Genomic DNA, 14,713 nt, shown 5'->3' on the forward strand with positions numbered 1-14,713 from the left:
CCTTCACAGGTGACGGGAAGTCAGCATCCTCTTGGGGCATGGGCGAACCAGGGCAGCACACAGAGGTGCCGGTGAAGCCGACGATGACGATGTGCAGTGGATCAACGTCTACGAATGCATAGTTAAGATGACTAATTCGGTCGGGGCAAGAGCCTGGATCTTCTTCTCCCGTCCATCCATTCGTCTCCGGACTGCGCTCCGACGCCCCCGGGCCGGCCGTCGCCCGCCGCGTCGGCGAGGCGGTCGAACCGCGCGGTCCCCTCGGGACCACAGCGGCCCGCCGCCTCGACGACGGCCTCGGGAACGGGTGGTCAGCCGATCACCCGACCCGATCTCGACGCGTACTCGACGCGTACTCGACGCGTACTCAGACGGCCGGCCTGCCGGTGAGGAGCGCCGTGATCTCCTGCGCGAGGTGCGGGCCGAGCTCGCCCCAGCCGTCCTTGTAGCCGTAGACACCGGCCAGGGTGCGGGCCTCGTAGTCGCCGTTCATGATCTCGAAGTCGTCGGCCGTGATGAGCCCCGGGTGGGCGGCCCCGACGGCCGCCGAGACCTTCATCAGCTCCTTGCGCAGGGTGCGCAGGTAGGAGGCCGCCCGGTCGGCCTTCGAGACCGGGTCGACGCCACGGGCCAGCCACGGGTTCTGAGTGGCGATGCCGGTGGGGCACTTGTCGGTGTGGCACTTCTGCGCCTGGATGCAGCCGATCGACAGCATCGCCTCACGCGCCACGTTGATCATGTCGACGCCCAGGGCGAAGGCGACGGCCGCGTTCTCGGGCAGGCCGAGCTTGCCGGAACCGATGAAGGTCAGGTCGTCGGTCAGCCCCAGCTCCGCGAAGGTGCCGTAGACCCGGGAGAAGCCCATCCGGAACGGCAGCGACACCGAGTCGGCGAACATCCGCGGCGCCGCCCCGGTGCCGCCCTCCCCGCCGTCGATCGTCACGAAGTCGACCCCGCGGTCACCGCGCGCCATCAGCGTGGCCAGCTCCTGCCAGAAGCCCGCCTCCCCCACCGCGCTCTTGACCCCGACCGGCAGACCGGTCTCGGTGGCGAGCAGCTCGACGAAGTCGAGCATCGAGTCGACGTCGCCGAACGCGGTGTGCCGCGACGGCGAGGCACAGTCCTCGCCGACCGGGATGCCGCGGATCCCGGCGATCTCGGGCGTCACCTTCGCGCCCGGGAGCATCCCGCCCAGCCCCGGCTTGGCGCCCTGGGAGAGCTTGATCTCTATCGCCCTGACCGGCGCGCCGGCGACCACCTCCTTGAGCTTGTCGAGGTTGAAACTGCCGTCCTCGTTGCGGCAGCCGAAGTACGCCGTGCCGAGCTGGAGGACGAGGTCACCGCCGTTGCGGTGGTACGGCGAGAGGCCGCCCTCGCCCGTGTTGTGCATCGCACCCGCCAGCGCCGCCCCCTTGTTGAGCGCCGTGATCGCCGCACCGGAGAGCGAGCCGAAGCTCATCGCCGAGACGTTCACCACGCTGGCCGGCCGGAACGCCTTGGCGCGCCCGCGAGGACCGCCCAGCACCTTGGCCGAGGGCAGCGGAGCCTGCGGGTCGTGGGCGTCGGGCAGCGCGCCGGCGAACGTGCGCTGCTTCAGGTAGGCGTGCCCCTGCACGTGCTCGACGTCGACCTCGGTGCCGAACCCGAAGTAGTTGTTCTCCTCCTTCGCCGAGGCGTAGATCCACGAACGCTGGTCACGGCTGAACGGGCGCTCCTCCTCGTTGGAGGTCACGATGTACTGCCGCAGCTCCGGCCCGATCCTCTCCAACAGGTACCGGGCGTGCCCGACCACCGGGAAGTTCCGGAGCAGCGCGTGCCTCTTCTGCACGAGGTCGCGGGCCGCCAGGAGGGCCACCGCTGTCGCGGCGGCCGCGCCGATCTTCCGGGCTTGCATGGACGTTCCTCCTCGGTGGACGGCTCCGCCGCCGGGCGGTGGGGCCGTCGTGTCGTACGTGGTGCGGGACGGGATGTGGGACGGGTGTGGCACGGCGGGGTCACGGCCAAGCGGGCAGCGGCTCCGTCGAAGAATGCCAAACGATGTTAAGAGGGCACCCGGACGGCCCCGCGCCCAGGGGCCCGGTGCCGCCGTACGCCTGGCGTTCCGGTGGCCAGCAGACGCCATTCAGCCGGAGTCCACCCCGTTTCAACGTTGTGTCATCAGAGTTCGGCCTCGTGACTACCTCACACTCCCGCACCGGCGTCGCCTCCGCGTGCGCCGTCGCCCTGACGTTCTCAGGACTGGTCGCCACCGGAATCCTCGCCGCGCAGCCCGCGGCCGCCGCGGACCCGGCCGGCTACCAGAACATCCGGATCAACGAGGTCACCTCGTCCAACAACGACACGGTGGAGCTGTACAACACCGGCTCGACCGCAGTGAGCATCAGCGGCTGGAAGATGTCCGACGGCGGCTTCTCGCCGCAGGCGTTCAGCCCGTCCTCCACCACCATCCCGGCCGGCGGCTTCGTCACCTTCAACTCGCCCAAGGGGCTCGGTGACGCGGACAAACTGGTCATCTACACCTCCGACGGCACCGTGGTCGACCGCGTCGACTGGGCCACCGGCGGGGCCAAGCCCGCCATCGCGCGCTGCGGCGGGGACGGCACCGGGGCGTGGGTGACCACGACCACCGCCGCCACCTTCGGCGCCCCGAACGCCTCCGGCTGCCCCTCGTCGACGCCCGTGGCGAGCCGCGTGCGCATCAACGAGGTCACCTCGAACGGCACGGACACCGTCGAGCTGTACAACGGCGGAACGAGCGCCGTCAGCATCGCGTCGTGGAAGTACGTCGACGGCGACACCACCCACGCCCCGGTCTCGATCTCGTCCTCCTCACCCAGCGCGACCAGCATCCCCGCGGGCGGCTACCTCACGTTCGACTCCGCCCTCGGACTGGGGGACAACGACTCGGTCTTCCTCCTCGACGGCAACGGCAACACCATCGACTCGGTGACCTGGGCCACCGACGGCGCCAAGCCCTCCGACGAACGCTGCGCCAACGGCACCGGCTGGTTCCGGACCTCCACGACCGCGACGCCCGGCGCCGCGAACTCCTGCTCCGGCACCGGCGGTGGCGGCCAGACCGGCCACCTGCTCGGCGGCGGAGGCGCGCTCACCAGCGGCTGCACACCCGAGGCACCCAGCGGCACCGGCTCCACCCCGGCCGGAACCCTGGCCTGGCCGGGCGGGCTGGACGTCACCATCGCCGACAACGTCTGCGCGTTCACCACGTCCACCGGCCCGGAAGGCCGCGACCTCAGCGGCCTCGCGTTCGACCCGGCGAACCCGTCGGTGCTGTGGGCGGCCAAGAACAAGAACTGGCTGTTCAAGCTGGTCAAGAGCAACGGCAAGTGGATCCCGGACCCGTCGTGGAGCGCCACCGGCAAGCAGATCCGCTTCGCCGGCGGCACCGGCCAGCCCGACTCCGAGGGCCTGACGGTCGGCGGCAACGGCCACATCTACGTGACCTCCGAGCGCGACAACACCAACAACACGGCCCCCAAGGACACCATCATGGAGTTCGACCCGGCCGCGACCGGATCGACCCTCACCCCGATCCACCAGTGGGACATGACCTCGCAGTTCCCCCAGCTCGACACCGGCAGCAAGGACGACGCCAACCTGGGCTTCGAGGGCGTCGGCTACGTACCCGACAGCTGGCTGACCGCGAACGGCTGGATCGACCCGCTCACCGGCGCCCCCTACAACCCGGCGAACTACCCGCTGCACGGCTCGGGCCTGTACTTCGCCGGCCTGGAATGGGACGGCACGCTGCACGTCTACGGCCTGAACTCCGACGGCACCTTCACCACCTTCGGCACCATCGCGACCGGCAAGACCTCCGTGATGGACGTGACCTACGACGCCGGAACCCAGCGCATCATCGCCACCTGCGACAACACCTGCGGCGAGACCCACACCTTCCTGAAGGTCAACACCGCGGGCGCCATCGTCCCGGACGTGACCTACACCAACCCCGCCGTCATGCCCGTCGACAACCTGGAGGGCTTCGCCCTCGCCCCGCCCTCGACCTGCCTCAACGGCTTCCGCGAAGCCGTCTGGAGCGACGACGGCATCTACGGCTTCGGCACCGGCACCACCTCCTACGGGCACTCCCTCTACAGCGGCACCTTCCCCTGCTGACCCCCTGACCCCTCCGCCGGCCGGAGGCGGCTCCCACCCGGGGGGCCGCCTCCGGCCGGCGTCTGCGATGCCCGGGCGTGCCGGCGTGCCGAACGGGCGGAGACCGCTGTCGACTCGTCCTGCACGGCGCGGTGGGCAGCCTCGAATTCCTCGATCCGGTCCGCTCGGACGCGGGTGTGCACGGCCACCCTCACACGTGGTGCTCCGAGCGGGCGGTGTCGACGATGACGACGTCGAGGGTGCGGGGGCCGTGGACGCCTTCGACCCGGTTGAGTTCGATGTCGCTGGTGGCGGACGGGCCGGAGATGAAGGTCAGCGGCCGGCTGGGGTCGAGACGGGCGAGCGCGTCGGGGACGTCGTCGGCGATCTGCTCGGCGCGGACGACGCACAGGTGGTAGTCGGGGACGAGGGTGAGGGCGCGGCGGCCCTGGCCGGGGCCGGTGTCCAGGACGATGGTCCCGGTGACGGCGATGCCGGCGGCGGCGAGGGTGATCGTCCCCTCCAGTGCATCGAGTTGGGGGATGTCCAGGGGTTCGGGGTGCCATTCCCAGTCGCCGGGCGGCAGCAGCTCGACGGGAAAGCCGTCGGGCAGCGCCAACTGCCGTACGCCGCGCGCGGTGAGGGCGGCGGCGATGGCGGCGGGCAGTCCGGCCGGGTCGGTGCGGGTGACGGTGGCCCGGTAGTCGGCGACGCGTTCGTCGAACAGGGCGACGACGTCGACGCCCGGTTCGACGTGGCCGCGACGGTAGGTCCTCGGAACTGGTACGTCCTCGGGGGTCTCACCGCGCGGGACGTCGGTGAGGGCGGCGCGGATGCGGCCGAGGATCGCTTCGCGGCTGCTCATCGCTCCTTCTCCTCCTTGTTCTCGCGCCACCAGCTCCGGAAGGACTGAGCGGGCGGTGCGGGGGTGTCGCGGGTGTCGGACCAGCCGTGCAGCGGGCCGGGCAGCCGTCCGATCCGCCCCTTCCGGGCGAGGGCCCGGCCGCCCAGCGCGGCCGCCTTCTGGGCGGCGGCGAGGAGCCGCGGGGAGTCGAGGACGGTGGCGGCGGCCTTCATCGCCGCAGCCTCGGCGGTGGGCAGGCGTTTGGCGGCCCTCTTGGCCTCGACCACCTCGGCCCGCAGGTGGGCGAGGACTTCGGGAATGTCGATCTTCACGGGGCAGGCGTCGTAGCAGGCCCCGCAGAGGGTGGAGGCGAACGGCAGCGAGGCCGCCTTCTCCACCCCCACCAGCTGCGGGGTGAGCACGGCCCCGATCGGCCCGGGGTAGACCGAGCCGTACGCGTGGCCGCCGGTGCGCTCGAAGACGGGGCAGACGTTGAGGCAGGCCGAGCAGCGGATGCAGGCGAGGGCCTGGCGGCCGACGGTGTCGGCCAGGGTGTCGGTGCGCCCGTTGTCGAGCAGGACGAGGTGGAACGTCTGCGGCCCGTCGCCTTCCGTCGTCCCCGCCCACGTGGAGGTGTACGGGTTCATCCGCTCACCGGTGGAGGAGCGCGGCAACAGCTGCAGGAACACCTCCAGGTCCGTCCACGTGGGGACGACCTTTTCGATGCCCATCACGGTGATCAGGGTCTCGGGCAGGGTGAGGCACATCCGGCCGTTGCCCTCGGATTCGACCACGACGACCGTGCCGGTGTCCGCGACCGCGAAGTTGGCACCGGAGACGGCGACCTTCGCGCGGAGGAACTTCTCCCGCAGGTGACGACGTGCCGCCTCGGCGAGTTCGGCCGGGTCGTCGCCCAGCCCCTCGGGGGCGGGCTGACCCCACTCCCCCATCCGGGCGGCGAAGATGTCGCGGATCTCGGTGCGGTTCCTATGGATCGCGGGGACGAGGATGTGGGAGGGCCGGTCGTCGCCCAACTGCACGATCAGCTCGGCGAGATCGGTCTCGTAGGCGGTGATCCCGGCCTCGGCGAGGTGCTCGTTGAGGCCGATCTCCTGGGTGGCCATGGACTTGACCTTGACCACCTCCCGTTCCCCGGTGGCCCGGACCAGCTCGGTGACGATCCGGTTCGCCTCGGCCGCGTCCGACGCCCAGTGGACGGTGCCGCCCGCCGCGGTGACGGACTCCTCCAACTGCACCAGGTAGCGGTCGAGATGGCGCGCGGTGCGCTTCTTGATCGCCGCACCCGCCGCGCGCAGCGCCTCCCAGTCGTCCAGCTCCGAGGAGACGGCGAGGCGCTTGTCGCGGATGGTGCCGGTGGCCCGCTTCAGGTTGGCCCGCAGCTGGGTGTCCTTCAGCGCCTCGCGGGCGGCGTCCGGGAAGGCGGGGCTGCCCAGGAACACGACGCCGCGGTCGTCCATCGCACTCCCGCTCATCGCGGATTCCCTTCCTCCGCCGCCAGGATCTCGGCCAGGTGCATGGTCCGTACGCCCTTGCCCTCGCGGGACAGTCCGCCGCCGATGTGCAGCAGGCAGGAGTTGTCGGCGGCGCACAGCACGTCGGCGCCGCTGTCCAGGACGCCTCGCATCTTGTCGGCGAGCATGGCGGCGGACGTCTCGGCGTTCTTGACGGCGAAGGTTCCGCCGAAGCCGCAGCAGGAGTCGGCGGCCGGGAGGTCGATCAGGTCGAGGTCCCTGACGGCGCGCAGCAGTCGCTGCGGGCGGTCGCCGAGCCGCAGTCCGCGCAGGGAATGGCAGGTGGGATGGTAGGCGACCTTGTGCGGGAAGCGGGCGCCGACGTCCGTCACCCCGAGGACGTCGGTGAGGAACTCGGTGAACTCGAACACCCGGGGCACCACTTCGGCGACCTCGGCCTGCAACCGGGCGTGTCCGTACTGCTCGGCCAGCACGGCGTGGTTGTCGCGGATCATGCCGGCGCAGGAGGCGGACGGGGTGATGACGGCGTCGTAGTCGGCGAAGGTCCGCGCGAAGCGCGTCACCAGAGGGACGGCCTCCGGACGGTAGCCGGTGTTGAAGTGCATCTGGCCGCAGCAGGTCTGCTCCTGCGGGAACTCGACGGTGTGGCCGAGGCGCTCCAGGACGGTGACGACGGCCCGGCCGGTGCCGGGGAACATGGTGTCGTTGAAGCAGGTGATGAACAGGGCGATCCGCATCTACTCTCCCTCCCCCGGGGTCGGGACCTCGGAGAGTAGCAGCCCGTGCTCGGCGGCTATGACTGCTGGTAGCTATGACTGCGAGTACGGATCCGGATCGGGGTACATGCAGATCCTCCAGGACTGCAGGCAGTCGGCGTTGCACGGCTGCCAGGCGTAGTAGTTGTCCTTGAGTTGGTCACACCCCTCCTCGCAGATCCTGTAGTACCGCTCGCACTCCTCCATCAGGTCGAGCTGCTCCTGCGTGAACATCGGCGCGATGCGGTCGGCGAGCGCGGCGCGGGGCCGGCCGAGTGTCCGGTACGCCCCGGTGCCGGGCTGGACAGCGGCCTCGGCGCGGAAACCGGGGATGGTCATGATGGGTCCTCCCGTCTCGGCCTCGTGGGGCCCGGGCCCTGCGGTCCGGCGGCGTGTCCACGGCAGTCCGGCGCCCCTCGCCTTCCAGGCTACGGCACCGGACCCGCGGCACCGGGCCCGCCAAGGTGCGCGGGCGACGGCGCGGAGGCAGCCTGGAAATGTGGCACGTCGTGGGTGCGCGCGCTCGTGCGGCGCGGCGGGTCCCAGGTCTCCGAAACGGTCTCCGGAACGGTCTCGGCGTGCGGGTCCTGTCCTGCGCCCGCGCCAGGTGAGGAGTGTCCGACATGACGACGGGCGAGAAGCGTGATCGCCGCGAACAGGCCGCCCGGGGTGCGCCGCGGCGGGTCCGGCTGCCGGGGTTCGTCACGGACCAGGACATCGGGCTCGGCGACGCCGTCAAACGGGTCACCTCGACACTGGGCATCCGGCCCTGCGGCGGGTGCGAGCGGCGCGCCGCCGCGTTGAACCGTCGGCTGGTCGTGTCCGGCGGGCCGAGCCGTCGGCAGCGGAACTGACCTCCGAGGAACCAGCGATGGAGCCAGCGATGGAACAGGACCAGGACTTCGGCGAGCCGGTGCAGGCCCGCGCGACGGAAGCGACGGAGCCACCGGGAGTGGAGCAGCCGGTGCCCGAACCGCCGCCGGAAGGCCGGCAGTCGGCACCGAACCCCGCCTACGGCGGAGCCTGGTCGGACCCGCCCGGCCACCTCGAACCCGCGTCCGCGCCGGTCACCCCGGCCTGCGGGTGCGGCGGTCCGGGCTCCGGCGCGGCCGAAGGGCGACAGCCGACGGCCTCCGGTTCGGGATCGGACCAGCCCACCTTCGTCTACGCGATCGGCCAGATCGACTTCCGTTTGCCGAGCCTGGGGGTCGAGAAGGAGCTGGCACAGGCCGCCGGCCGGGTGGAGGCCGCGGGACTGAGCGACCGCCAGACCGTGCACTCGGTCATCTCGCAGCCCGATAACCGCTACCTCGCACGGCAGTTGTGCTACGTGCTGAACGTCCAAGGCATCGACACCTACCTGCTGCGCCCCCGCGATCCGGCCGACGTCGCGCTGCTGGTGGACGCCGTCCGGCCCGACCCGCGTCCGACGGACCTGGACGTGGTGATCGGCCTGCGAGGGCCGTTGGCGCCGCCGTCGCTCTGCAACGGCCTGACGCTCCCGGTGGTCTTCTTCGATCAGCTCTACTCCTTCGACAGCTCGGAGCTGATCAGCGCGATCGAGCGGCCCGAACAGATCCCGGACGACCAGTTCGAGTCCGCCTCCTACGAACTCCTCAGCCGGATCCTGCACTTGGGCGACAACGCCGGCGACACCGACGAGCACCGCGCGCTCAACTACCTGGCCGTTCGGTACCAGGGGATCTACCACAAGACCGTGGAGGCGTTCGCGGCCAACTCCGCGCTCAGCGCCGTCGAGGTCTGCGACTCGAGGCTGAGCGGCGCCCGCCGGATCCTCGACGTGGTGCTCTCCTACACGAACCGCCACAGCGACGTCACCGAGAAGTTCTTCGTGCGGCTCGACTGCACCGAGGAGTTCCCCTTCGTGGTGACGAAGCTGGGGCCCTACTACGACCGCTGACCGGCCGCCGGGCCGAGATGAGGTGAGCGACGATGAGCATTCCGGGTTTCACCGCGGACACGGTGACCTACCAGGACGGTGGACGGTACCGGACGGGGCACGGCGCCCCGGCACGGAGGAGGCCGGGCGTGCTGGCACAGGGTCGAGCCCACCGACCGGCCGGTGGCGACGTCATGCCGGGCGTGTGCATCCGGCTGTGTCGGAACGAATGCCGAGACTTCTGCCACAACCCGCGCAGCGAGCAGTGTCACGCGTGCTACTCCCCCTGCATTGCTGACTGCATGGGCCCCAACGACACTGCGGGTCCGTTCTGAGACGAGGTGTGTACCGATGAGGATGCCAGGCTTCACCGCCGAGGCGGCGGTCTACCGGAGCCGGCGGCACTACCGTGCGGGACCGTCCCGGGGTGGGCCGGCACGTGCGAACGTCCTGGTGCCGTCCGGATGGTCGGGCAGGGGCTCGGGGCCTCCGATCGACCCGATCTGCATCCCCGAGTGCCGTGGGGCCTGTTTCCCGGTCTGCTCGCATGACCCCTTCGGCTGGAGGTGCCGCAACTGTCTGAGCGACTGTTACGCCCAATGCCCGCCGTTCCCGGGCGTGTGAGGCCGCTCGACCTGGTCGGGCTGGCGCCGCTGATGGCGCGCAGTGCCGGACGGCCGGAGGTCGCCGTCGGGTTGCTCGACGGCCTGGTCGCCGTCGGACAACCCGCCTTCGCCGGGCGGCGGTTACGCGTTCTGTCCGGCCGGCCGGACGCCACCGGCGGGTCGGCCGGAGCCGGGCCGGTCTGCGCGACCGCCGGCGACGGTCCCTGCGTGCACGGCAGCTTCGTCGCCGGCGTGTTGAGCGCCGACCGCGCCTCGCCGTCACCGGGCATCTGCCCCGACTGCACCCTGCTGATCCGTCCTGTGTTCGCCGGCCACCGCACCGACCCGGCTGCCGTACCGACCGGTCGTCCCTCCCCGCTGGCCACCTCGGCCGAGGAGCTGGCCGCCGCCGTCGTCCAGGCCGTCGATGCCGGAGCCCGGGTGCTCAACCTGAGCGTCGCGCCCGAGCGGCCGTCCGGCAACGGGCACCGCGAGCTGACGGCCGCCCTGGACCACGCGGCGGCGCGCGGGGTGCTCACCGTCATCGCCACCGGTAACCAGGGCCGGCTGGGCAGCTCCGTGCTGACCCGGCACCCCTGGACCATCCCGGTCGTCGGGTACGACGGCCGGCGCCGCCCGATGGACCTGTCCAACCTCGGCGGCTCGATCGGCGCCCGTGGTGTCGGCGCACCGGGACAGGCCGTGGTGCAGCTCAACCCCGGCGAGCGCCCGCTCGTGCTCTCGGGCACCAGCGTGGCCGTCCCCTTCGTCGTCGGGACCCTCGCCCTGCTGCTGTCCTGCTTCCCGCGGGCCACCCCGTCCGAGGTCCGCGCGGCCGTGCTCCGCGGCACCGCCCGCGCATCTGTGCGCCGCTCGGTGGTGCCGCCGCTACTGGACGCCTGGGCCGCGTACGAGATCCTGCGGGGCTGACATCCGACGGTTGTCCAACTGGCGGCCCGGGCAGCCGCGGCCACCGCGGCAAAGGCGGGCGAAGCCCACCGCGCCGATGGCGGTGGGCTCGGGCTTCCTCGTCGGCGGCGGGCTGCCGACGACGGCCGGCGCGCGGCCAAGGCAGCCCGGGCCCGAGCGGGCGAGGTCGCCTGGGTGCAAGCGGACGAGACCGGACGTGCCCTGCCTCCAGCGCACGCCGGAGGGCGTGGACTGCCGGGCCTGGTCCTGGACGTCGACGCCACCCTGGTCACCTGCCGCTCCGAGCAGGAAGAGACCGCCGTGACCTACAGACGCGGCTTCGGCTCCGTGCGGACCCTGTACCAGGGTCCGTCCCATCTGCCGGCTTGTTCATTGTGGCTCACCGGGCGAGTGTGCCGGGCTGATCCTCCGGCCTCAAGAAGTCCGACATGTCGATCACCCACTACAACGCCGTCCACAAAGCGGCCGACACCATGCACATCGACCGCTGGTGACGCCCGACCCCTGACCCGAAGGGCCCGGCTCTCCTCCAGAAGACGGAGGGCCGGCCCCTTCGCCAGGAGGACGACCGCCACTGCCGTCCGGTGCGAGCGTGACCCCCATGACCACAACTCGCCTCCCCCACCGCCGAATCGCCGCCGCTGTCGTCACCGCGGCCACCCTCGTCGCGCTCGCACCCAGCGCCGCCATTGCCGCCCCCGCCGTCCCGCCAAACGTGTCCCTCGACTTACGGCCCGAGCTGAACGCCCTGGTCGAGCACGGCACCAGCACCGCCGCGCTTGCCGAGGTCCGCGACCACGGGCGCACCGTCTTCCGTGGTGCGGTCGGCACCGCCGACCTGGCCACCGGCCAACCGGCCCGCGCCGACGGGCGGTTCCGCATCGCCAGCACCACCAAGTCCTTCGTGGCGACCATCACCCTGCAACTGGTCGACGAAGGACGAATCAAGCTCGACGACCCGATCGAGTACTACCTGCCCGGCGCCATCCCGAACGGCGGAGCCATTACCATCCGCCAACTCCTCAATCACACCAGCGGGTTGTACAACTACCTCGACGACCCGCACGTTCGCTCCAACACCGAAGCGGGCAACCGGGAGTTCCTCGCCACCGGCCGCTGGACCGAGTACACCCCACAGCGACTGCTGGCCATCAGCACCGCCAAACCCCCGTACTTCCCCCCTAACCAGGGCTGGCACTACTCCAACACCAACTACGTCGTCATCGGCATGCTCATCCAGCAGGTGACCGGCCACAGTTGGCGGGACGAGGTCGAGGCGCGGATCATCCAGCCGCTCGGCCTGCGCCACACCACCCTGCCGACCGACTCCACCACCGTCCCCGGCCCGCACGCGCACGGCTACTTCAAGTTCCCCGAGGGCCCGGGGGACGTCACCCGGCTCTCCCCCACCATCGCTGACGCGGCCGGCGCGGGGATCTCCACCACCGACGACCTCGCCCGCTTCCACGCGTCCCTGTTCGGCGGCCGCCTGCTCTCCCCGGCCCAGCTCAGCGAGATGACGACCACCGTTCCCATCCCCGGTGCGCCCGACCACGCCGAGTACGGGCTCGGCGTGGTCCGCTACGACCTCTCCTGCGGCCAGTTCTGGGGCCACCCCGGCGAGATCCCCGGCTACTCGACCGGCCTGCTCGGCACCCGGGACGGCAGCCGCCAGTACGCCCTGTCCTACAACGAGTACGACAAGAGCGACTCCGACAAGTCCAACCGGCTCTACCGAGCCTTCGAGGAGAAGGCCCTCTGCGGCCCGGCCGCCTCGGGCTGACCGACGTGCATCTCGATGGCGTTCGGAGTGGAAATCAGGATCCCGCGCTCGCGCGTGATCCGTTCCGCCTTCTTCCGGTTCACTCCCGGCCCCGGCGGCGAATTTCCGCGTGAACGCGCGGGACGCCGTAGGCGCGCCGTCCGGCACTGCTCCGAGTGGATCCCACGAGTGGTGGGTGTCTCCCGGTGGACCGAGGCTGGGCTGCGCAGTCCCCGTACGAACCGTTCGGCGGCGGCCGGAACACTCGGCGCCGTCCCTCCGGGGCCGTGAGAGAGACGAGACCACATGACGAGACAGGGCGACAGCAGCCCGGGCCACCCGCCGTCCGTCCGCGGGACCGCCAGGTCCGGACGCATTCGGCCGCGGCACCGGTGGGGCGGCGACGCCGCCGGAACGCACGCACCGGGATGGCGCTCGCCACAGCCGGTCTGGCCGTCCTGGGCGACGGTCCCCTACGTCGCACCCCTGGTCTTCGCCGACTCACCGTGCGCCCAGTCGATCACGCGGCCGTTCGTCGACACGCCGACCGCTCCGGACACGGGTCGCCTCGCAGGTCTCGAGCCGCCCGCGTTCGAGATCGCACCGTAGGGCCGACCGGTCCTGGAGGGATCCCCGCCCAGGAAGGCCACTGAAGACGCCGGGGCCCGCCCCGAAAGGAGAGTCACCCGGGTGACCGTCGACCTCACCGCCTCCGGTGGCGAAGGCGCCCACCGCATCGCCCGGCCGCCGACCGCACCCGGCGCGGGCCCGTCGTGAACGCCCTCGCCAGGCTGCGCGGCAACCGCTTCGCCCTCGCCGTCGTGCTGCTGGCGCTCGCCTGCGGGACGGGTGTCGCGCTCTACCTCGACGAGCGCGACACCCGACAGCAGAGCCGGGCGCTCGCGGTGCCGAGCGCCCCCGACTGGGTCGAGCTGAACATCGCGTCTCAGGACTTCGACCCCGGGAGCGCGCAGCTGACGCTCTTCGTCGTGGCCGTTCCGCACGGCGGCCTGGCCCAGGGGCCCGGTTCGTCCGCCTTCACCCGCCAGGTGGAGATCACGGTCGGGGCGATCGCCAAGACGGTCCTGCGGACGGCGCCCGGAGAGGTGGCGGAACCCCAGCTCGTCCCGGCCGGCCTCTACGGCGGCACCGAGACCGACTACCCGTTCGACCGCTACCGGTTCACCGCGGCCTTTTCGGCCTCGGACAGCACCGGCACCGTGCCCGTCGGCCTCGTCTTCGGTGACGCGGACCCGTTCTTCGCCGTCCATCCCACCGCCACCGCCCCGGCCTCCGGGGCGGTGGTCCTGCACGCGCGGGCCACCCGGGCGCGCAGCACACTGATCCTGGCGTGGTTCATGATCGCCGCGATGTGGGCGCTGGCGCTGGCCGTCATGGCCGGCGCGGAGGTGGTGTACCGCGGCGGCCAAGGGATGGTGTGGCCCGCCCTCGGCTGGATGGCGGCGACCCTGTTCGCACTGGTCGGCATGCGCAACGCCGCGCCGGGTGAACCGCCGATCGGCTCGCTGATCGACTACATCGCGTTCTTCTGGGCCGAGGCGATCATCGCGACCAGCCTGACCACCGCCGTGATCGCCGGCACCCGTGTCGAGCGCCGAAAACGCGCCCAGTCGGAACGGGCGGCCCAGGCCGACCAGGCCAGGCGGGCGGAACCGGGCGACCCCTGACACGGAGGCGCCGTGTTCAGTACTCACTCTTGACGACGAAGAACGAGCCGCGGACGGTGCCGGCGAGCTTCGACTTCTGCCGGGCGAACTTGAACCGGGAGGCGAGTTCCTCCGGGATCTCCATCCCCTCGGAGAGCTTGAACCCGACCGCCCGCTTCTTGGGGTCGTCGACGGTGTACATCACGTTGATCGACAGCCCGCTCTCGTAGAAGACGTAGGCCATGCGGATGTTCTCGACCTGGAAGGCCGTGGCCTCCAGCGGTCGGGACGAGACGACGATGTCGCGTTCCTCCTTGAGGATCCGGTGCACCCAGTCGACGGCCTCCCTGGCGTCGCCCGCCGGCTCCACCGTTTCCACCGTGAAGACGTGGCCGTACTTGTTCCTGAAGTAGCGGGCCTCGTTCGCCCGCAGACCGGCCAACGCCTCCGCGACGGGCGACGACTCCAGACCCACGGTCGAGACGGTGTCGAAATCCACGGTGTACGTCATGACAGGTACTTCCTCCTCGACGTCGGTGAACGACGGACGCCCCAGGACCAGGGGAGAACCGCTTTCCCGCCAACCGGCCGTGAGCTCCCCGGTGGGCGCCGCACCACTCCGTACGGTGCCACACCGC

The 14,713-nt window shown here is 71.3% G+C and carries 12 protein-coding genes and 1 pseudogene; 6 read left to right on the forward strand and 7 right to left on the reverse strand.

The features are described from left to right. Positions 1–367: 367 nt before the first annotated feature. On the reverse strand, positions 368–1,894 hold the full coding sequence (locus ABZ449_RS04805) for an FMN-binding glutamate synthase family protein (protein ID WP_360340202.1): 1,527 nt from the start codon (positions 1,892–1,894) through the stop codon (positions 368–370). 278 nt (positions 1,895–2,172) lie between these two features. On the opposite strand from ABZ449_RS04805, the gene ABZ449_RS04810 reads away from it, so the two are divergent. After that, positions 2,173–4,140 carry a lamin tail domain-containing protein gene (locus ABZ449_RS04810; protein ID WP_360340205.1) on the forward strand — a complete coding sequence of 656 codons (1,968 nt, stop codon included), beginning with the start codon at positions 2,173–2,175 and terminating at the stop codon, positions 4,138–4,140. A 104-nt stretch (positions 4,141–4,244) separates the two neighbouring features. Here ABZ449_RS04810 and ABZ449_RS04815 read toward each other — a convergent pair. The 5 genes and pseudogenes from ABZ449_RS04815 to ABZ449_RS04835 all read right to left on the reverse strand — a co-directional run. Further along, a pseudogene (locus tag ABZ449_RS04815) lies at positions 4,245–4,334 on the reverse strand (L-rhamnose mutarotase); the annotation flags it as partial. Next, entirely contained in the window at positions 4,331–4,984 is a 654-nt protein-coding gene (locus tag ABZ449_RS04820; RefSeq protein ID WP_360340208.1) for an LUD domain-containing protein, read from the reverse strand. The pseudogene ABZ449_RS04815 and the gene ABZ449_RS04820, both read right to left, overlap by 4 nt. After that, positions 4,981–6,456 carry a LutB/LldF family L-lactate oxidation iron-sulfur protein gene (locus tag ABZ449_RS04825; protein WP_360340211.1) on the reverse strand — a complete coding sequence of 492 codons (1,476 nt, stop codon included), beginning with the start codon at positions 6,454–6,456 and terminating at the stop codon, positions 4,981–4,983. The genes ABZ449_RS04820 and ABZ449_RS04825 overlap by 4 nt, the downstream gene beginning before the upstream one ends. Further along, entirely contained in the window at positions 6,453–7,193 is a 741-nt protein-coding gene (locus ABZ449_RS04830) for a (Fe-S)-binding protein (protein WP_360340214.1), read from the reverse strand. The genes ABZ449_RS04825 and ABZ449_RS04830 overlap by 4 nt, the downstream gene beginning before the upstream one ends. 72 nt (positions 7,194–7,265) lie before the next feature. After that, on the reverse strand, positions 7,266–7,550 hold the full coding sequence (locus ABZ449_RS04835) for a hypothetical protein (RefSeq protein WP_360340217.1): 285 nt from the start codon (positions 7,548–7,550) through the stop codon (positions 7,266–7,268). Between the two features lie 284 nt (positions 7,551–7,834). On the opposite strand from ABZ449_RS04835, the gene ABZ449_RS04840 reads away from it, so the two are divergent. From ABZ449_RS04840 to ABZ449_RS04860, 5 genes are all read left to right on the forward strand, one after another. Continuing rightward, positions 7,835–8,065, forward strand: a complete 231-nt coding sequence (locus ABZ449_RS04840) for a hypothetical protein (RefSeq protein ID WP_360340220.1) — start codon at positions 7,835–7,837, stop codon at positions 8,063–8,065. A gap of 29 nt (positions 8,066–8,094) precedes the next feature. After that, on the forward strand, positions 8,095–9,132 hold the full coding sequence (locus ABZ449_RS04845) for a hypothetical protein (RefSeq protein ID WP_360340223.1): 1,038 nt from the start codon (positions 8,095–8,097) through the stop codon (positions 9,130–9,132). Positions 9,133–9,731: 599 nt separating this feature from the next. Next, positions 9,732–10,646 (forward strand): S8 family serine peptidase, encoded by a 915-nt coding sequence (locus tag ABZ449_RS04850; RefSeq protein WP_360340226.1) that lies wholly within the window; start codon positions 9,732–9,734, stop codon positions 10,644–10,646. 601 nt (positions 10,647–11,247) lie between these two features. Next, positions 11,248–12,429, forward strand: a complete 1,182-nt coding sequence (locus ABZ449_RS04855) for a serine hydrolase domain-containing protein (RefSeq protein ID WP_360340229.1) — start codon at positions 11,248–11,250, stop codon at positions 12,427–12,429. A 752-nt stretch (positions 12,430–13,181) separates the two neighbouring features. Further along, on the forward strand, positions 13,182–14,096 hold the full coding sequence (locus ABZ449_RS04860) for a DUF4436 family protein (protein ID WP_360340232.1): 915 nt from the start codon (positions 13,182–13,184) through the stop codon (positions 14,094–14,096). A gap of 16 nt (positions 14,097–14,112) precedes the next feature. Here ABZ449_RS04860 and ABZ449_RS04865 read toward each other — a convergent pair whose 3' ends face one another. Then, the gene (locus ABZ449_RS04865; RefSeq protein WP_360340235.1) at positions 14,113–14,586 is read right to left on the reverse strand and encodes a phage tail protein; all 474 of its coding nucleotides are present in this window, start codon (positions 14,584–14,586) and stop codon (positions 14,113–14,115) included. Positions 14,587–14,713: the final 127 nt, after the last annotated feature.

It is taken from the genome of Kitasatospora sp. NPDC005856, assembly GCF_040629945.1.
GTDB lineage: Bacteria > Actinomycetota > Actinomycetes > Streptomycetales > Streptomycetaceae > Kitasatospora.